The following is an 18872-nucleotide window of genomic DNA, read 5'->3' as shown; positions in this document are numbered from 1 at the left end:
GGGAATCAGCAAGGAAAATGATTCTTTATTAAATTGGGAGTAATTACAATGGCGAGAGTGATTTTCTACAGCAAACCAGGTTGTAAGGGTGGTGTGAAGCAAAAAGTTGTGCTGACTGCTGCTGGTCATGATGTTGTTGCTTATGATTTGCTGAAGGAACCTTGGACGGTGGAGCGCTTACGGTCATTTTTTGGCGATCGCCCCGTAGTTGAATGGTTTAATCGTTCTGCACCCAAAATCAAGTCTGGTGAGGTGGTTCCAGAAAAACTTGATGCACAAACAGCTTTAGTCATGATGTTACAAGATCCGTTGTTAATTCGTCGCCCATTGCTAGAAGTAGGCGATCGCCGTGAAGTCGGTTTTGATTTGGAAAAACTTGACGCTTGGATTGGCTTAAAGCCTGTGGATGATTCCTTACAAGTAGTCAGCGAAAACCTCACAAGCCAGAATTTGCAAGGCTGCGGCCATGGTCACGGTCACGGTCACGGTCATAGTCATGACCACCATCATGATCATCATGAAGGGGGTTGTAAGCATTAAACAGAAAAGTGTTGTCTGACAAGGGTTTTAGATCGTTGGGAGACAACACTTTTGCGAAACATTACCTCAATGACTATTTTTCTATAATTAAGTCGCTTTTAATTAGGTGTTTTTGTAAAGCAACAACAACAGCCTGAGAGCGATCGCTGACTTCTAGTTTATGTAAAATAGCATGAACATGAACTCTCACAGTTCCCGGAGTAATATATAGTTCCAAAGCAATTTGTTGATTAGTTTTTCCGGCTGCCAAAAATGATAAAATCTCTTGTTCACGCTGAGTCAAAGGATTGACAATTTTAGATATATTCTCCGAATACGGCTCAGAGCTAAAAGTAGCACGAATTTCATTTGTTGCTGTTTCATCCCACCAAGATGCACCCACAGCTACAGAGCGTAGTGCTAATACTAATTTTTCCGCAGCAATTCCTTTGAGACAATAACCTTGAGCGCCAGCCGCAATCAAACGCGAAATCAGGGTTTTTTGAGAATGAGAAGTTAAAACTAAAACTGGTAAACGAGGATTTTGCTGCTTAATTTGTTTACACGCCTCAATCCCGCCAATACCGGGTAATCCCACATCTAGCAACACCACATCCAGAGTGTGTTGACTAACTAACTCAATAGCGGTTTCACCATCTTCAGCCTCAGCAACAATCTCTAACCCAATCTCTTCTTGCAATCGCACGCGCAAGCCTAAGCGAAATAGTTCGTCATCCTCAACTAAAAGAATTTTGATGGGGGTAGACAGCATCTCACGCAGTTAGAGAGGACTGGAACGGGTATACAGGGAGCTTAAAAGCAAACATAGCTCCAACAGGTAATATGTTCTCTGCCCAGATTATACCGCCGTGGGCTGTAATAATTTGGCGAGATAGATAAAGTCCTAATCCTGAGCCTTTGGTTTGGCGTTGGCTATGTCCTTGATAAAATCGCTCAAATAAATGGGAAAACTCTTCAGGTTGGATACCTGCTCCTGTATCCAAAATTTTGACAACTTGATAGGCAGATTGCGATTCTAACACAACTTCCACACGGCCATTGCGGGGCGTATGGTTGATGGCATTGACTAAGAGATTGATTAAGACTCGTTCCAGTTGTAAAGCATCACCTTTCACCCACAACGATTGTCGCCAATCGGATTTACCATAATTAACACAGAGATATACACGCCGATTTGCTGCTAACTCAGCTAGAGTGCTAGTTACTTCTTCTGTCAGCATAGCTAAATCTACAGGTGCTAAGTTAAGTTCTAAACCTTCAGTATCATTACGATAGATATCTAATAAAGTTTCTAGCAGTTGCAGTGAAGTGTGATGACTACGCGCCATTGTCGCTAAAACTTTTTGCTGTGCTGGTAGTATGGGGCCAAATTTTTCAGCTTCAAAGGCTTTGAGAGTTTCAATAGCACCTAATAACGGTGTTTTGAGGTCGTGGGTGAGTGTAGAGGCAAAATCTTCTCGGACTCTGACTAATTCTGCTTGTGCTTCTAGTTTGGCACGAGTTAAGGCGATCGCATCTTCCGAACGACGCAGGCGATCGCTCAACATACCTGTGACAATCAACGCCATTGCTGCGATCGCTCTACTAGCAATTGTCGAAGCGTTAATCATTTTACCTCCTGGCAATACAAGATTCAACATAGTTAAAAACACAGCCGCAATGGTAACTTTAAAAGTTGCACGCCTTCCCAACCAGGCATTTGTCAATAAAATCGGACCCGTGTACAGATACCCAAAAACGTAAGGAATCGGTGTAGAAAACTCCAGTACAATCACAAATATATATAAACCAGCGATGACTAGATATCTGCCCAAACGCGATTCTTTATTAAAACCTTTAGTTATAAAATCTCTCATCCACTAAATTAAGTATTACTAATTAAATCTCCAAAAATGTCCAATTACGCTCAAATTGTATACACAAACTCTACCAATTCTTGGCGTTCTTGGCGACTTGGCGGTTTAATAAATTAAGCTTTCCGACAACTTTTGCATAAGTCCTGATTTATTTTATTCTATTTGATATATTAATAAAATTATTTGGAGCGTTTAGGCAAAAACAAACACCTTCCTAAACATCATAAACATTTAAATAAACACTAAATATAGAAACATATACCCAGTTTTATACCCTTCTAATACTTGTTTAAATTGACGAATTAATTGATGATAAAAATTGTTACAACTTGAGAGAACCAAAATTATGTTCTCTATTCATCATATAGATGCTGACATGGCATTAGGTTTAAAAACTGCGAAAATCACGAGTAATAGCTGTCATTGTGGCATTGCCTTAACCAGCTTAAAATTACCAAAAAAATGCTTTGCTTTGGGCATTATCAGAGATAACCAAATCATCCTATCAAGTGCCGAACCAATAATTTGGTGTGAAGATGACATCCTGGCTGTAGCTCTAAGTGCAGCCTCAGTTCCAGAGCTAAAATTTGCCCTAAATAAAAGGCATCCGGTTCACTACTCATCCCAAGAATGTCCAATTAAAAATCTCAACACTTCTGATCGGGAGCCTTTTAATTCATGTTACAAGGATGGATACAAATTACTTTAACCTTAGTAATAGTCATAGCCACAACTCCCTTATTGGGAAGGTACATGGCGCGGGTGTTCATGGGAGAACAAACACTACTTGACCCCATACTTAACCCGTTAGAAAGAGTAATATTTGCCATTAGTGGAGTACGTCCCCAAGAAAATTTAACAGGTCGGCAATATGCCAAAGAATTGCTGTGTAGCAATCTCACTATGGGGATTTTTGTGTACTTCATCCTGATGTTTCAAGGATGGTTGCCACTCAATCCCACAGGATTAGATGCGCCAAGTTGGGATTTAGGACTGCACACAGCCATTTCCTTTCTCACCAACACCAACCAACAGCATTACTCAGGTGAAACAACCTATACATACAGCAGCCAAGTCTTTGCCCTCGGTTTTTTAATGTTTACTTCAGCTGCAACTGGTTTAGCAGTGGTGATCGCCTTTATTCGGGGTTTAACTGGTAGACCATTAGGCAACTTTTACACTGACCTCACCAAATCAATCACCAGGATATTATTACCAATATCAATAGTTGGCGCATTGCTTTTACTCTTAGCAGGTGTACCAGAAACCCTAGCAGGGCCAGCCACAGTAACCACCTTAGAAGGCGCAACTCAAGTAATTGCCCGTGGCCCAGTCGCCCATTTTGAAATTATCAAACAACTGGGAGAAAACGGTGGTGGCTTCTTTGGCATAAACTCAGCACATCCCTTTGAAAATCCCAATGGCTTTTCTAACCTATTAGAAACCTGCATCATGATTGCCATCCCAGCATCACTAATTTATACCTACGGTGTATTTAGTAATAACCGTAAGCAAGCATGGTTAGTATTTTGGATGGTATTTATAATTTTTGTTTTCTTAGTAGGAATTACAGCAGTAGGCGAATTTCAAGGAAATCCCCTAATTAATCCCCTCTTAGGAGAACAGCAACCCAACCTAGAAGGAAAAGAAGTGAGATTTGGTTGGGCGCAAACAGCACTCTGGGCAGTCATGACCACAGCCACAATGTGCGGCGCTGTCAACGGAATGCACGACTCCTTAATGCCTCCCGGCGGATTTGCCACACTCTTTAATATGTTCTTGCAAATCATTTGGGGAGGACAAGGAACCGGCACAGCTTTCCTATACATCTACTTAATTTTGGCAGTATTCCTCACCGGCTTAATGGTAGGGAGAACACCAGAATTTCTAGGACGCAAAATCGAGAAAAAAGAAATCGTCCTAGCCAGCGTAGTCTTACTAGTTCACCCTTTTGCCATCCTGATTCCCTGGGCAATAGTCTTCGCCTTTCCTGAAACCCTTTCAGGTATTAGCAACCCAGGATTTCATGGAGTTTCCCAAGTAGTTTACGAATACGCATCCGCCGCCGCCAACAACGGTTCAGGATTTGAAGGATTAGGTGATGACACACTTTGGTGGAACCTCAGCGCCGCAGCCAGTATTTTGGCGGGGCGTTATATACCAATTATTGCACTGCTACTTTTGGCAGATAGTATGTCTCGTAAACAACCTGTCCCCATAACCACAGGTACTTTAAGAACAGACACCAGACTCTTCACAGGAGTCACAAGCGGAGTAATTTTAATCCTGGGCGCACTCACATTCCTCCCCGCCCTGGTCTTAGGCCCCATAGCAGAAGCATTCCAATTAACCACAGGACGATAAAAATCTTTCTTCCTTCTTTGCGCCTCTGCGTGTTAGCGAAGCGGGGCGTAAGCCCGAAAAAATTAATTCATCCCCCAAAATGGAAACAACAAAACCCCGAAAACAACGCAAACATAAACCCCAAACCAGACCAGCCGGACTTTACACAAAAGCATTTCAACAAGCATTTGCCAAGCTGTCCCCAGCTAACATGATCAAAAATCCAGTCATGTTCGTAGTCTGGCTAAGTACAATCGTCACAGCATTGATGACAATTGCACCGAACATATTTGGTCCCACACCAGGAGAAAACCCGCGATTATTTAACGGACTGATCACCCTAATCTTATTCGCAACCATTGTCTTTGCCAACTTTGCCGAAGCCGTAGCCGAAGGAAGAGGTAAAGCTCAAGCTGATGCTTTGCGCTCCGCAAAATCCGATGCTCAAGCCAAAAAAATCCTCCCCGATGGTTCCCTCCAAGAAGTAAGTTCCACAGCCTTACGACGAGGTGACACAATCAAAGTAACTGCTGGTGATATCATCCCCGCCGACGGTGAAGTAATTAAAGGTGTGGCTTCTGTGGATGAATCAGCAATTACAGGAGAATCAGCACCAGTATTAAAAGAACCAGGTTCAGACATAGCCAGTTCCGTCACCGGCGGAACCCGTATCACCTCTGACGAACTGATAATTCGGGTGACAAATGACCCAGGAGAAGGCTTTCTTGACCGGATGATTGGTTTAGTAGAAGGTGCTTCCCGCAGCAAAACACCCAATGAAATTGCTTTAACAGTATTGCTGGCAGTTCTCACGCAGGTATTTTTAGTTGTAATTGCCACACTACCAACAGTGTCAGTCTACGTCAACTCACCCATAAGTATTGCCGTACTCATCGCCTTATTAGTAGCTTTAATTCCCACCACCATCGGCGGCTTATTAAGTGCTATTGGCATTGCAGGTATGGATAGAGTCGCCCAATTTAATGTGATTGCCACCTCTGGAAGGGCGGTAGAAGCCTGCGGAGATATCAACACCCTGATTTTAGATAAAACAGGTACGATTACCTTGGGAAACCGCTTGGCAGAAGAATTTATTCCGGTCAACGGTTATGCAATGGCAGATGTAGCGCAAGTTGCTCTGGCATCGAGTGTATTTGATGAAACCCCAGAAGGCAAATCAATTGTCAAACTCGCAGAGAAATTAGGGGCAAAATTAGATTTTGACACCAAGGAAGCCGAAGGTATTGAATTTTCTGCCAAAACCCGCATGAGTGGTATTGACTTATCCAATGGGGTAGAAATTCGTAAAGGTGCAGTAGATGCCATTAAAGGCTTTGTTCGTTCTCGCCAGGGAAAATTAACGCCGGAACTTGATACAGCTTTTGAGCGAATTTCTCGCTTAGGTGGTACTCCCTTAGCACTGTGCAAAAATGATGATATCTACGGCGTCATTTATCTTAAAGATATTATTAAACCAGGGATTCGGGAACGGTTTGACCAAATGCGCCGCATGGGAATTAAAACCATCATGCTCACCGGAGATAACCGAATTACTGCATCTGTAATTGCTGAAGAAGCCGGAGTTGATGACTTTATTGCCGAAGCCACACCCGAAGACAAAATCGAAGTCATTAAAGCTGAACAAGCCCAAGGAAAACTCGTAGCCATGACTGGAGATGGTACAAACGATGCCCCGGCTTTAGCTCAAGCAAATGTAGGTGTGGCAATGAATACAGGTACTCAAGCAGCCAAAGAAGCTGCTAACATGGTAGACCTAGATTCCGACCCCACTAAGTTAATTGATATCGTCACCATTGGGAAACAACTACTAATTACCCGTGGCGCACTTACCACATTTTCTATTGCAAACGATATCGCCAAATACTTCGCCATTCTCCCCGCCATCTTCTCAGGAATTGGCGTTGGCGCTCTCAATATCATGGGTTTAGCAAGTACCCAATCGGCAGTTTTATCAGCTTTAATTTATAACGCCTTAATCATTCCCGCACTCATACCCCTAGCACTAACTGGCGTAAAATTTCGACCATTAACCGCCGATCAACTTTTACAACGTAACATTTTCATCTATGGATTTGGCGGCGTAATAGCACCCTTCATTGCCATCAAAATCATAGACCTTTTAATCACAACCATAGGACTAGCCTAATTCCAAACTCCGCGCCCCTTTGCGTTTAAATCATGAAAAACTTATCCCTCACCCTCTTCCTCATTCTTTCCCTCAACGTATTCCTGGCACAAGCCGTATACGCAGCCACCCCTGACGAAATATCACGCGCTGCATCCTACGCCATTGGACTTTTAGGAATCGCCACTATAGGCGTAAGCACTTATTTATTCCTTGTCATTTTTCAACCGGAGAAATTCTAATGAGCCAAATTACTAAAGCCATTCGTTCCACCTTCGTTTTGTGGATATTAACAGCCTTCCTTTATCCCTTATTCATGCTGATTTGTGGACAGATAGCTTTTCCTTTCCATGCAAACGGGAGCTTAATTACCAATAATCAAGGTACAGTAGTCGGTTCAGCACATCAGCCCTGAATCCGCCCAAGCACAATTATCACGGATTGCGACTGCAAGAAATTTAGATACCCAAAAAATTCAAACCCTGATATCTCAAAACACCGAAGGTAGATTTCTGGGTATATTCGGTGAACCTGGAGTTAATATTCTCAAGCTAAATCTAGCTTTGGATAATTTATGATTCATTCCCATACGCCCTCCCCCGACAGTTCCTATATTCGTCCTCATCGAAGAGGGAAACATAAAATTTTTATTGGTATGGCTCCTGGTGTCGGCAAAACTTATAAAATGCTGGAAGAAGCACATCAACTCAAACAAGATGGTATTGATGTAGTTATCGGGATATTAGAAACTCATGGACGCAAAGAAACGGCCATGAAAGCTACGGGATTAGAAATAATTAAGCGCAAAGCCTTTATCCACCAGAATGTCACCCTAGAGGAAATGGACACAGATGCAATTGTGCAACGTTTACCCCAATTGGTGTTAGTGGATGAACTGGCTCATACTAACGTTCCTGGTTCCTCAAGAGAAAAACGCTATCAAGACGTAGAGGTAATTTTAGCCGCCGGAATTGATGTATATTCCACCGTGAATATTCAACACTTGGAAAGTTTAAACGACCTTGTAGCCAGGATTACAGGTGTGGTGGTGCGAGAACGCATTCCTGATTACTTACTCGATGAAGCGGATGCTGTTGTTGTCATTGATGTCACCCCAGAAACTTTAGAAGAACGTTTACGAGAAGGCAAAATTTACGCTCCTGATAAAATCGAACAATCCCTCAAAAACTTTTTTCAGCGTCGTAATCTGATTGCTTTAAGAGAACTAGCATTACGAGAAGTTGCAGATACAGTTGAGGAAGAAGCAAACACTGCTAATTTTGTCGGACAAAATTGTAATATTCACGAAAGAGTTTTGGTGTGTGTCTCTACTTATCCTGATTCAGTACATTTATTACGTCGAGGCGCACGGATTGCTAATTATATGAATGCGCGACTGTATGCTGTATTTGTAGCCAATAATGAACGATTCCTCACTAAAGAAGAAAGTTTGCACATTGATACTTGTGAGAGATTATGCCGAGAGTTTGGCGGTGAATTTATATATGTTAAAAGCCCAAATGTTGCTAAAGAAATTGCTCAATTAGCAGCAGATTGTCATATTACACAAATTATTATTGGTGAAAGCCAGCAGCCCAGATGGAAAAGATTTTTTAAAATGTCTTTTACTCAACAAATAATAGATTTAATTAGAGATAAAAATATAGATTTACATATTATATCTACAGAAAAATGATTAAAAAAATATAGAGGAGCATCAGACTTCCTGTTTTTATTTCAGCAAGCCCTATTTACTCTAAACTCCAGTTGGGTATTGGGTATTCAGAAGTAACAATCTTTCCCCCCACACTTCCCACACCTCCCTATTCCCTAATCCCTATTCCCAAATCTTGAAACATGGGGGAACTGAGGTAACGTTCTCCAAAGGAGGGCTGAATCATGACGATTAATTTATCAGCATTTTCTGGACGTTGACCGACTTGAATTGCTGCACATAAAGCTGCGCCGGAGGATATACCAGATAGTAGTCCTTCTTCTTTGGCTAAACGTCGTCCGTATGCGATCGCCTGTTCATCACTAACTCTAATTACTTCATCAATCAATTCCAGACGCAGCACATCTGGGACAAATCCCGCGCCAATACCTTGAATTTTATGGAGTCCGGCTGTACCACCAGAGAGAATGGGACTACTGCTAGGTTCGACGGCGATCGCTTGCACACTGGGCTTATATTGTTTAATAACTTCGGCAATCCCCGTAATTGTCCCACCAGTCCCCACTCCAGCAATTACAATATCTACCTCTCCATCGGTATCCGCCCAAATTTCCTCAGCAGTAGTTTCTCTGTGGATTTTGGGGTTAGCTGGATTACCAAACTGTTGCAACATGAAAGCATTGGGAGTCTTGGCCACAATAGCTTCAGCTTGATTAATCGCCCCACGCATTCCTTCCGCCCCCGGCGTTAATTCTAAAGTTGCACCATAGGCTTTGAGCATAGAGCGTCTTTCTTCGCTCATGGTATCTGGCATTGTCAATATTAAATGGTAGCCACGGGCTGCTGCTACCATCGCTAAACCAATACCTGTATTTCCGGAAGTTGGTTCGACTAAAACAGTTTTTCCTGATTCAATTAAACCCTCGGCTTCTGCTGCCAAGATCATACTCAGTGCAATACGATCTTTGACTGAGGCTGCCGGATTCATGCCTTCGAGTTTAACAATAATCCTGGCTTTTACTCCCTCAAATTGAGGAATTTTATTCAGTTGTACTAATGGAGTTTTCCCAATAAGTTCTGTAACATCTTTAGCAATTTTCATAATTTAGCTCCGATGATTTTAATAGTTTGATTGAATCCAGTTTAGATAAGAATAATTAGCCGTTGATGAATTTATTTAATGTAATTTTCTCACCTGTTGGGGATTTTGAATGTTTTTCCATTACCATAATCAATGTTTTTAAAGCAATAAGTTACTACAAAGCTGAAAAAGTAGTTAACCTGACTTTTCATCGGTTATATTTAGTATATTCAACTGCATTTAGCAAAAAAATATGGATTTTTTCAGAAGTTAAGTATATACTCTCGACATAATCTTTTTAATTGAGTACAACTTTTTAATCGGAAAAACTAGAACTCAAAACCTCCTGGAGTACCGCCATCTCTAGCTTTCAACTTGAGTACAGAAATGCTAGTACCCCACCTGACAAATACTAGTACCCCACTTCATAAATACTAGTACCCATACCCCAAAAAATTTATCGAATCTTCATGAAATAACCGTTTTAGCCTGTGAGTACAACTTTAATAGATTTAATAATTTTAATTCCACTGGCTACAACCTATGGATAGAAAGACGACTGCTATAAATTCTATAGGATTTACGCAGAGATTCCCCTCTACCCCCCGAAGTTCCAAGGGTTTTACCCAAAGAATCAGGGGGGACTTCTTAACTCTCCTATTACTAAAAGTTGCTAACTTTTCAGATTAGGTAGAAAACTAACCATTGTTTGTGATTTTTATCCTATGTGGTTTTTATTTCATCGAGGATAAAATATGAAACAAAAATGGTATTAGTCCTAAATTGATAATTAAAACTTTTGTAGAAAAAATCCCTAAGTTTTCCGTAACCAGTGAACAATCTGCATCGAGATAAATAGTTAATCTTTAGTATCAGAAATGTTTAAAACCTGAGCCAAAAAACTGGTTAGGTAAACAGCCATCGATATTTCTTTGGTGCATAATACCTGGATCATGAGAGCAAATATGAAAGTTAAACTTTTAAATGTTCTCGCAGTTTGTTTAGTTACCTTAGTTGTGCTTTCTCCTGGATTACTGGTATTTAGCATAGTTTGGGGACGACATCTTGAGTTTGTGAAGATGCAGCATTTAGCCTGTGAAATTAACAAAGTTCCTACAGGTAATTCTGCCTTAATTACCCAAGCCACGGGTACAGGTTTATCTCAACAGCAGACCAATAAGGAAATTTCTGATCCAAATCTTGTGAACCGATTATTAATTGCTGCCGAGCAATATAGACTTGCTAGCATTTTACAATGGTTTGTCTTAATCACCCCAATTTTTGTCGGATTAGGGATTATTGTTTATGACAGATATCTAGTTTATCGTGCTGCTATCTTAAAAGAAAAAGTGGAAATGTTAGAAAGGCTTTGGCAGCAAAGTATCGAGTAATCCTCACTGCAAATTTTACTCATTAAATCAAGAAGATCACCATGACAGAAGAACGTCAAATCCAATACTTCGATGTAATTGACAAATTACTAAAATGTCCTAATGGTCAAGAACCAGAAGTTTTAGAAGCTCAACCAGAATTAATTGATGCTGCTTTTGTGGAAACAATGTTGCAGGTAGCAACTAGTTTTGCACACGGAGATAATCCAGAAGGCGCTCAGTTTTTATTTTTCGTGGCGCGTGAATTAGCAAAACAATTAGGTTTATATCCTGAAGTTCCCAATTCTGACGTTGCAACTAAGGAGTAAATATGCTGCTAACTGAAACCGACGCTGCACAAATTGCGTTAGAGTTCCTGATGGCAGACTGGAATATCTCAGAAGATCATAGAGAGTGGTTTGTCATGTTTGGTTCTCGGTTGATAGGCGAAAGTTGGTACATTGTTGAGTTGGGTGTTGAAGGTTTCCCTGATCGTTGGTTTATTGAAGTCTATGATACGGGAATGTGTGACCCCAACTATACATTTGTTTCGCCAATTCCGGCTTCAGAAGGATTTACAGATTTTGTCGATGTGCCAGAAATGATAGCAGAAGTTTTGGTGGCGGAGCGTAAAGCTCGTTAATCATAACTGGGGTGGTAAATACTGTAAATTGGCATTAATTCAATATGATCACTAGATGAGGTGGAGCTAAACTGAAGCACACCTCATTTTTTAATAGCAAAAACAAAAAAATACTGTAATTTGTCATGCTTAATTGACAATTATATGTTATATTAAATAGCGTGATGAACGCTACAGAAGTATCAGTTAAAATGATTGCTGAACATATCCTAGCTAAAGAATTCACAAGAGTTGTCACTGACTGTTACCCGACACTTGGGAAGTTACTAGAAGGGTGTCATGTGAAAGTCATCACCTGTTTTTGGGGAAGACCAGCTAGACGTTTGCAATATATAGGGATTTACTGCTCGGAAGAGATGCTTCCCTATATTGAAGCTCAAAAAGCCGTACTCAGAGAACTAGCAGATAATATGGGGCTAGTTCAAGTGGTCTGTATGAATGCAAAGCGGTTACTACGCGACCCGATATCAAAACTTAAGCAGACCAATCCTCATTTATGGTTGGAGTTGCAGTGGGTGCTAACTCAAAATAGCGATCGCCAACAATGAAAACTGGAATTTTTTGCAATTACGAAAATCATCATCAAGATGTTCGCCGTACCATCTTTGAACAAATGGAGTTAGTGCAACAGGCGGAAAGCTTAGGCTTTGACTCAGCCTGGATCAGTGAACATCATTTTAATGAATTGAATCTCAGTTCATCAATGTTGATGTTGATGGCACACCTAGCGGCACTTACTTCAAGGATTCAATTAGCGACGGCGGCGGTATTACTGCCATTTCATAACCCAATTCGAGTAGCAGAAGATATTGCCACCCTGGATAATTTATGTAATGGACGCTTATTATTTGGAATTGCCAAAGGCGGGCCCTTCCCTCAGCACAATAAGCATTTTGACACACCACTAGGGGAATCTCGCGCCAAAATGTTAGAGGCGATCGCCTTAATTCAGAAGCTGCTGTATGACAATAACGTGTCATTTAATGGGCAGTATTACCATTGCGATCGCCTGACAATTTACCCCAAACCATTGCAACATCAAATTCCAGTTTACATAGCCACTGGTGACGCTCAAGGAATAGAATTTGCCGCCCAAAATTCCTTTGCTTTAATGGGAGGTCCACCCTTCTCCTTAGAGAGACTGAAAAACACCGTCGCCAAATATCGAGCCTTAAATACTAGTGGTTCCGAAAAATTTGTATTGGCACGTTTCTTTTATGTAGGTAAAACCTCCGAAGAAGCAGTAAGTGAAGCCTTACCATTTATTCGCCAATTCAGCCAAAAAATGCAAGCCAACTCGGCTTACATTATGCAAAATAGCTCCAATCCCAATCAGAAACCATTTGACCGTACAAACATTTGTTTTGATGAAGACTATTTAATTGAGAACTCAATTATTGGTAATGTGAGGACTTGTCGTGACAAAATCAAAACATTTCAGGACGAGTTAAATCTCGGCACATTAGCACTCAAACCCGTATCTTTAGTTTTGCAAAATAACTTAGATAGTTTGCAGCGCTACAACCAAGAGGTGCAAAATTATGTCTAAATTACATCTGCTTCCTCCCGACGATTTGCCACCTACAAAGGTGACGAAACAGGATGGAATGCTGCTTTTAGAATTTGAGCGTTCTACTGGCAGATGCTTTTTTCAAGCTTGCGATCGCATTACGCAAGTCTTATTATCAAACTGTCAGTGGTATTTCACCCACAATAGCACAACCCTGATGCTAATTATTGACTGCCCTGACATAGTATCCTACTGGCATATAGTCAGCAATATTCCCCAACTAGGCAATAGATTAGAGAGATTTACCAGCGACGCTAAAATCCGCGTTTATCCTCCCTTTGGAAAAGGAGCGCCATTTGAAATTAGCGTTCATGAAATTTCCGCTTATCGAGATTGGCTTTAATCGCAAACCCTTTCACAGCAAATATTTTACTCCCCTCCTCCCTTGCAGGGAGGGTTTGGGGGTGGGGTGACATAATTATGATCATCGTCACATATCAAACAAACTTCATCCCCAACTTTTCCCGAACATCACATAACTGCATATCCCAATATTGATCCCATTTTTGAGCAATAAACTTACTTGGAGTTTGAGAACCTAAATTATAACCACGGAAAATTTCCACCATAAAAGATTCCAGTTTATTGGGTTGATAAAAAGTAACTTTTAACAAAACCAGACTAACAATAATAGCACTGAGAGGCATAGGTGTTTGAGCTAGAAAGAAAGCTTGTAAGCCAGCTTCACCAATTTGATCAGTATCAAATCCACCAACTAAATGATAAAAATCATGGGTAGTTCTAGTAAGCATCTTGAGATAAGAGATATCATCAACAACAGGAACCGTCTTGTAGAAATAGGGATTATAGCCTTGGAACTTAATTTTATGAGCATAAATATGACCTAAAGTTCCCTCTGGAAGCTGGATTAATTCATCTAAATTGAAGGGTGCAGGTAGCCAGCGTTCTTCAAATAAGATGTTTATCTCCGGAATTTTTCTTAACTCCTTAACTATGTTTTTTCCTATTCCTGTGCTATCAAGTACATCATCAAATTTAAATAATTCATCAGTGCTACCATCGTCAATTTTTAAGTTACTAGATGCGAGAAATTGAATAATGTAAGTAATAATTCCTTTATTAGTGACACGATTAATTATATTGACCATAATGATTTTTGGTGTTAAATTATAGATTTGCTAATTAAAACCTGAAATACCTACTCTAAAATTAATCCATTCCCAGTCAAGGAAGAATATGCACTATTTATTCTTGATAAAAAAAATAATTTATTCATTAGTCCATAGAGGGATTGCATAAAGCAGTAATTTATTGTTTATTGAAGGGTTACATCATAAAACCCCAACTTATCTAAAAAGTCGAGGCTCTGGGTATAAGTAGAAGCATTATTACTTTAGCCTTATGCTTCACTCCACTTATTTAACTTGGCAATGACATAATAGGAATCCGATTTGACTATTGAAAAAATCTAAGTATATGTAGGGTGTGGCAAGCTTAAAATGATGCATTATGTTTCTCTTGTGGAACAGGCATCTTGCCTGTTCTGGGGGAACCAGTAGCCCACCCCACAATATTTATGTTTATGCACTATTTTAGGCTTGTCAGTCCACTACTTGTGTTTCATAAATTAAATATGAATCCTATAGTTGTAAATTTTCTCCCCTACCTACTTGAACAAATTAAACAGATGCAGATAACCACTTATACCAAGCGTCTAAACCAGTGCCAGTAGTAGCAGAAACCTGAAAAATTTGAATTTGGGGATTAACCTGTCGCGCATAATCTAGACATTTTTGGACATCAAACTGTACATAAGGCAATAAATCAACCTTAGTAAGAATCATAATTTCACTAGCGCGGAAAATATGGGGATATTTAATCGGCTTATCTTCACCCTCAGTCACCGAGAGAATCACCACCTTAGCCTGTTCTCCCAAATCGAACAAAGCCGGACAAACCAAATTTCCGACATTTTCAATCATCACCACCGAATTGAGAGGCGGGTTCAATTGTTGTAAACCCCTGTCAATCATAGCAGCTTCCAAATGGCAACCAGTACCCGTATTAATCTGCACAACCTTACAGCCTGTTTCCCGAATCTTTTGGGCATCATTAGCTGTTTCTTGGTCGCCTTCAATTACACTAATAGGTAACTGATGCTTTAAATCATGAATAGTCCGCGTTAACAGAGTAGTTTTACCCGAACCAGGAGAACTCATTAAATTCAAAGCTAAAATATTGCGTCCTTTAAACCATCCCCGATTTTCGGCGGCGATCAAATTATTTTTCGCTAAAATATCTTGCTCTAAAGATATAGTTGTATGATGAATTTTCGCATGAACTTGAGACGCTTCATGGTGAGACTCATGATGATGAGAATGAGTGATTACAGTTCCATCAGGTAAAGTATGAGTATGATCATGGTGATTGTGTTCAACCTCACCAGTTTCTAAATTAGTAATTGTGCTTTCAGCATCATCAGAACAACCACAAGTTACACACATAATTACTCTATTTCTATTTCCTTAATTTTCAGTTCTTCACCAGTTATCAAATCTAACTGCACACTACCACAGCTACATATACCAAAAGGTTTATCTAAAGGTATTTCTGCACCACAGTCACGACATCGTGCTAAACCGGGAATTTCCCTAATTTCTAATATCGCCCCCACCAAAACAGTACCTTGAGTACAGATATCAAAACAGAACTGAATAGCATCAGGTAAAATCGCCGAAAGTTTGCCAACTTCTAACACCACACGTTGCACCTTTGCACCTTGGGCGTGTTCGCTAACAATAGCCACAATATTTTGCGTAATACCTAATTCATGCATATAAATTATTCAATCCTTACAACCCTTTTCTTCCCTCTCTTCCTTGGCGTACTTTGCGTACTTTGCGGTTCGTTACTCCAAAACAATCAACAAATTCTCGGTAATTGTTCACCTACCAACATATCTACAATTCTTTCAGTTCCAAAAGCCGTTCTTAACAAAACAACCCCTGGAGGAGAAGCAATAACCTCACCAATCACACAAGCATCCTTCCCCGCAGAATGAGACTTCATCGCTGATAAAACAGTTTCTGCATATTCACCTCCCACCACCACCACTAAGTTACCCTCATTCGCCAAATACAAAGGATCTAAACCTAGTATTTCACAAACACCTTTCACCTCTTCCCGCACAGGGATAGATTCTTCATCGAGACGAATACCCACACCAGAACTGAGGGAAAATTCATTTAAAACCGTAGCTAAACCGCCCCGTGTCGCATCGCGCATGGCGTGAACTTGAGGACAAACACTAAGGATATTTTCTACTAAACTATGCAAAGGTTGACAGTCACTTTCCACATTAGTTTCTAATGCTAATTCTCCACGGGCGATTAAAATTGCTGCACCATGATTTCCCAATTCCCCATTAGTAATTACTACATCTCCCACTTGAATATTATGGGCGGAAATGTTAATTCCTGGAGGAATTACTCCAATACCTGTAGTATTAATAAACAGCTTATCAGCAGCACCCCGTTGGACAACTTTGGTGTCACCTGTGACAATTTGCACGCCAGCTTTTTGGGCTGCTAATTTCATACTAGTAACGACACGCCGCAAAGTTTCTACTGGTAATCCTTCTTCTATAATAACGCTACAAGTGAGATATAAAGGTTTAGCACCACTGACGGCTAAATCATTAATAGTGCCATTAATTGCTAATTCGCCAATATCACTACCGGGAAAAAATAAGGGGTCTACAACATAAGAATCTGTTGTAAATGCTAGTCTATCTCCTTGTTGTGTGAGACTAGCTAAGTTTAAGCTGGCTTGGTCTTCTAATTGAGAGAGAATTGGATTATCAAAGCTACTAACAAAGATATCTGCAATTAAATCGCGCATGGCTTTACCACCGCTACCGTGGGCGAGGGTAATATGGGTGTCTCTCACCTTACTTTTTTGGGGTTTGCCGATTTTTTGCAGTAAAGGATTTGGGGTTGGGTGTTTGGGGGAAATATTCATATTAAAAAACGAACCGCAAAGGACACAAAGTGCGCGAAGAAGGAGAGAAAGAAGAAAGTTTAGATGCCTTTTTCTTTATGTCTACCGCTATGTTTATCTATATGTAATTGACCGCCTACAGCCCAATTTTCTCGCTCAAATTCGTCAATATGTATGGTTATCCATTCTGGGTTGGAACCCAAGGTTTCAATGAGTGTATCTGTGAGGGCTTTGACTAGTTGGCGTTTTTTTTCGATGGAGTGACCTTTGGCTATTTGTACGGTGATGAATGGCATATATTTTTCTCCTAGTTTGTAAATAACCCCACCCCCAGCCCCTCCCCGCAAGCGAGGAGGGGAGTTAGAGAGTATGTGTGTTTACTTAGATAAAGCTAGTTTTTGGGCTTTTTTACTAATGGTGGAAAGTCGTCCATATTTGTAGTAGGCTGCACACGCACCTTCGGAGGAAACCATGCAGCTGCCAATGGGTGTTTCTGGTGTGCAAGCTATACCAAATACTTTGCATTCCCAAGGTTTTAAAACTCCTTTGAGAATTTCTCCGCATTTACAGGCTTTGTGGTCGGCTACTTTTAAGTTAGGAATAATAAATTTCTGTTCGGCATCAAATTTGGCATATTCAGTCCGAATTTTTAAGCCTGATTCTGGTATTTCCCCTAAGCCTCGCCAATCAAAGTTTTCTCGCACTGCAAATACTTGGTTCATGGCTTGCAATGCTATGAGGTTTCCGGCTGGTTCTACTAATCTATTATATTGGTTTTCTACTTGGCAACGGTGTTCTACTAGCTGTTTTAATATCATCCAAATTGATTGCAGGATATCTAATGGTTCAAAGCCGGAAACTACTATGGGTTTATGATATTTTTGGGCGATAAATTGATAGGGTTCTGTACCAATTACCATGCTGACATGACCAGGGCCGATAAATCCATCTAGTTGTAAATCTGGGTTATTTAGTAGGGCTTGGAGGGCGGGTATTACTAGGACGTGGTTGGAAAACATACTAAAGTTGGTGATGTTTTCGGCTGCTGCTTGCAAGATGGTAAGGGCGGTACTGGGGGCGGTGGTTTCAAAGCCGAGGGCGAAGAAGACTATTTCTTTGTCGGGGTTGTCTCTGGCGATTTGTAGGCTATCTAATGGGGAGTAAACCATGCGGATATCTGCGCCTGTGGCTTTGGCTTGGAGGAGGTTGGTGGTGGAACCAGGTACTCTCATGGTGTCGCCAAATGTGGTGAGGATGACGTTATGATTTTGGGATATGGCGATCGCATCGTCTAATCTCCCTTTTGGCATGACGCATACTGGACAACCAGGCCCGTGGATGAGTTCTAGGTTGTCGGGAAGAATGTCTTCTATTCCGTATTTAAAGATTGAGTGGGTATGTCCTCCGCATATTTCCATGAGTTTGAGAGGATGTTTTATTTGGTTACAGAGTTGGTTTATTTGGTTGCTTAGGGCTAGGGCTTTTTCTGGTTCTCGAAATTCGTTGACGTATTTCATAGTTTTTTTTTACGTTAGCGTAGCGTGCGCGCAGCGCATACCACGAAGGGCGCGAAGATCACTAAGGAAGAGGGGAAAAAGGAAGAGGGATAAGTTTTACCTCCCCTCCTCGCTTGCGCTACGGTGTACACACAAGTAGGCCTAGAGCGAGTTTCCAACCAAAAAAGGTGG

At 40.8% G+C, this 18872-nt stretch carries 21 protein-coding genes and 1 pseudogene; 13 read left to right on the top strand and 9 right to left on the bottom strand.

All coding sequences use genetic code 11. The annotated features are described in order from the left end of the window. Window positions 1–48 precede the first annotated feature (48 nt). The gene (locus ACM0OP_RS08925) at window positions 49–540 is read left to right on the top strand and encodes an ArsC/Spx/MgsR family protein (RefSeq protein ID WP_414528048.1); all 492 of its coding nucleotides are present in this window, start codon (window positions 49–51) and stop codon (window positions 538–540) included. Window positions 541–613: 73 nt separating this feature from the next. Here the strand turns inward: ACM0OP_RS08925 and ACM0OP_RS08920 are convergent, their stop codons facing one another. Both ACM0OP_RS08920 and ACM0OP_RS08915 read right to left on the bottom strand, forming a co-directional pair. Beyond that, a complete protein-coding gene (locus tag ACM0OP_RS08920; protein WP_414528047.1) occupies window positions 614–1291 on the bottom strand; it encodes a response regulator transcription factor in 678 nt (225 codons plus the stop codon). 1 nt (window position 1292) lies between these two features. Next, a complete protein-coding gene (locus tag ACM0OP_RS08915; protein WP_414528046.1) occupies window positions 1293–2396 on the bottom strand; it encodes a sensor histidine kinase in 1104 nt (367 codons plus the stop codon). 346 nt (window positions 2397–2742) lie between these two features. Between ACM0OP_RS08915 and ACM0OP_RS08910 the strand changes: the two genes are divergently transcribed. The 6 genes and pseudogenes from ACM0OP_RS08910 to ACM0OP_RS08885 all read left to right on the top strand — a co-directional run bounded on the left by ACM0OP_RS08910 (window position 2743) and on the right by ACM0OP_RS08885 (window position 8581). After that, on the top strand, window positions 2743–3105 hold the full coding sequence (locus ACM0OP_RS08910) for a hypothetical protein (protein WP_414528045.1): 363 nt from the start codon (window positions 2743–2745) through the stop codon (window positions 3103–3105). Continuing rightward, on the top strand, window positions 3075–4760 hold the full coding sequence (gene kdpA, locus ACM0OP_RS08905) for a potassium-transporting ATPase subunit KdpA (protein ID WP_414528044.1): 1686 nt from the start codon (window positions 3075–3077) through the stop codon (window positions 4758–4760). Before ACM0OP_RS08910 ends, kdpA begins: the two co-directional genes overlap by 31 nt. 79 nt (window positions 4761–4839) lie before the next feature. Next, window positions 4840–6906, top strand: coding sequence for a potassium-transporting ATPase subunit KdpB (gene kdpB / locus ACM0OP_RS08900; protein ID WP_414528043.1), 2067 nt, complete (start codon window positions 4840–4842; stop codon window positions 6904–6906). A gap of 32 nt (window positions 6907–6938) precedes the next feature. Continuing rightward, window positions 6939–7127 carry a potassium-transporting ATPase subunit F gene (locus ACM0OP_RS08895; protein WP_414528042.1) on the top strand — a complete coding sequence of 63 codons (189 nt, stop codon included), beginning with the start codon at window positions 6939–6941 and terminating at the stop codon, window positions 7125–7127. Next, window positions 7127–7463 (top strand): annotated as a pseudogene (locus ACM0OP_RS08890) (potassium-transporting ATPase subunit C). The gene ACM0OP_RS08895 and the pseudogene ACM0OP_RS08890 overlap by 1 nt, the downstream one beginning before the upstream one ends. Continuing rightward, the gene (locus tag ACM0OP_RS08885; RefSeq protein WP_414528041.1) at window positions 7460–8581 is read left to right on the top strand and encodes a sensor protein KdpD; all 1122 of its coding nucleotides are present in this window, start codon (window positions 7460–7462) and stop codon (window positions 8579–8581) included. Before ACM0OP_RS08890 ends, ACM0OP_RS08885 begins: the two are co-directional and overlap by 4 nt. Window positions 8582–8708: 127 nt before the next feature. On the opposite strand, the gene cysK is transcribed toward ACM0OP_RS08885, so the two are convergent. Continuing rightward, window positions 8709–9662 (bottom strand): cysteine synthase A, encoded by a 954-nt coding sequence (gene cysK / locus ACM0OP_RS08880; protein WP_414528040.1) that lies wholly within the window; start codon window positions 9660–9662, stop codon window positions 8709–8711. Between the two features lie 944 nt (window positions 9663–10606). On the opposite strand from cysK, the gene ACM0OP_RS08875 reads away from it, so the two are divergent. The 6 genes from ACM0OP_RS08875 to ACM0OP_RS08850 all read left to right on the top strand — a co-directional run bounded on the left by ACM0OP_RS08875 (window position 10607) and on the right by ACM0OP_RS08850 (window position 13567). Beyond that, a complete protein-coding gene (locus ACM0OP_RS08875; RefSeq protein WP_414528039.1) occupies window positions 10607–11032 on the top strand; it encodes a hypothetical protein in 426 nt (141 codons plus the stop codon). A gap of 41 nt (window positions 11033–11073) precedes the next feature. Further along, window positions 11074–11340, top strand: coding sequence for a hypothetical protein (locus ACM0OP_RS08870; RefSeq protein WP_414528038.1), 267 nt, complete (start codon window positions 11074–11076; stop codon window positions 11338–11340). 2 nt (window positions 11341–11342) lie between these two features. After that, window positions 11343–11654: a hypothetical protein gene (locus ACM0OP_RS08865; RefSeq protein ID WP_414528037.1), complete on the top strand. Its 312-nt coding sequence runs from the start codon at window positions 11343–11345 to the stop codon at window positions 11652–11654. A 164-nt stretch (window positions 11655–11818) separates the two neighbouring features. Further along, the gene (locus ACM0OP_RS08860) at window positions 11819–12202 is read left to right on the top strand and encodes a hypothetical protein (RefSeq protein ID WP_414528036.1); all 384 of its coding nucleotides are present in this window, start codon (window positions 11819–11821) and stop codon (window positions 12200–12202) included. After that, the gene (locus ACM0OP_RS08855) at window positions 12199–13203 is read left to right on the top strand and encodes an LLM class flavin-dependent oxidoreductase (RefSeq protein ID WP_414528035.1); all 1005 of its coding nucleotides are present in this window, start codon (window positions 12199–12201) and stop codon (window positions 13201–13203) included. The genes ACM0OP_RS08860 and ACM0OP_RS08855 overlap by 4 nt, the downstream gene beginning before the upstream one ends. Continuing rightward, window positions 13196–13567 carry a hypothetical protein gene (locus tag ACM0OP_RS08850; RefSeq protein ID WP_414528034.1) on the top strand — a complete coding sequence of 124 codons (372 nt, stop codon included), beginning with the start codon at window positions 13196–13198 and terminating at the stop codon, window positions 13565–13567. The genes ACM0OP_RS08855 and ACM0OP_RS08850 overlap by 8 nt, the downstream gene beginning before the upstream one ends. Window positions 13568–13661: 94 nt before the next feature. On the opposite strand, the gene ACM0OP_RS08845 is transcribed toward ACM0OP_RS08850, so the two are convergent. The 6 genes from ACM0OP_RS08845 to hypD all read right to left on the bottom strand — a co-directional run bounded on the left by ACM0OP_RS08845 (window position 13662) and on the right by hypD (window position 18701). Then, window positions 13662–14333, bottom strand: coding sequence for a Coq4 family protein (locus ACM0OP_RS08845; RefSeq protein ID WP_414528033.1), 672 nt, complete (start codon window positions 14331–14333; stop codon window positions 13662–13664). 531 nt (window positions 14334–14864) lie between these two features. Further along, on the bottom strand, window positions 14865–15689 hold the full coding sequence (hypB, locus tag ACM0OP_RS08840; RefSeq protein ID WP_414528032.1) for a hydrogenase nickel incorporation protein HypB: 825 nt from the start codon (window positions 15687–15689) through the stop codon (window positions 14865–14867). A 2-nt stretch (window positions 15690–15691) separates the two neighbouring features. Beyond that, entirely contained in the window at window positions 15692–16021 is a 330-nt protein-coding gene (gene hypA, locus ACM0OP_RS08835; RefSeq protein ID WP_414528031.1) for a hydrogenase maturation nickel metallochaperone HypA, read from the bottom strand. Window positions 16022–16107: 86 nt separating this feature from the next. Beyond that, window positions 16108–17205 carry a hydrogenase expression/formation protein HypE gene (gene hypE / locus ACM0OP_RS08830; protein WP_414528030.1) on the bottom strand — a complete coding sequence of 366 codons (1098 nt, stop codon included), beginning with the start codon at window positions 17203–17205 and terminating at the stop codon, window positions 16108–16110. A gap of 59 nt (window positions 17206–17264) precedes the next feature. Beyond that, window positions 17265–17480 (bottom strand): tautomerase family protein, encoded by a 216-nt coding sequence (locus ACM0OP_RS08825; protein WP_414528029.1) that lies wholly within the window; start codon window positions 17478–17480, stop codon window positions 17265–17267. 81 nt (window positions 17481–17561) lie between these two features. Continuing rightward, window positions 17562–18701 (bottom strand): hydrogenase formation protein HypD, encoded by a 1140-nt coding sequence (gene hypD, locus ACM0OP_RS08820; protein ID WP_414528028.1) that lies wholly within the window; start codon window positions 18699–18701, stop codon window positions 17562–17564. Window positions 18702–18872: the final 171 nt, after the last annotated feature.

Origin of the sequence: Nodularia chucula CCY0103 (assembly GCF_963923915.1) — a bacterium.
Taxonomy (GTDB): domain Bacteria; phylum Cyanobacteriota; class Cyanobacteriia; order Cyanobacteriales; family Nostocaceae; genus Nodularia; species Nodularia chucula.
Note: the sequence above shows the minus strand (reverse complement) of the source record. Positions and strands in the feature narration are given on the sequence as shown.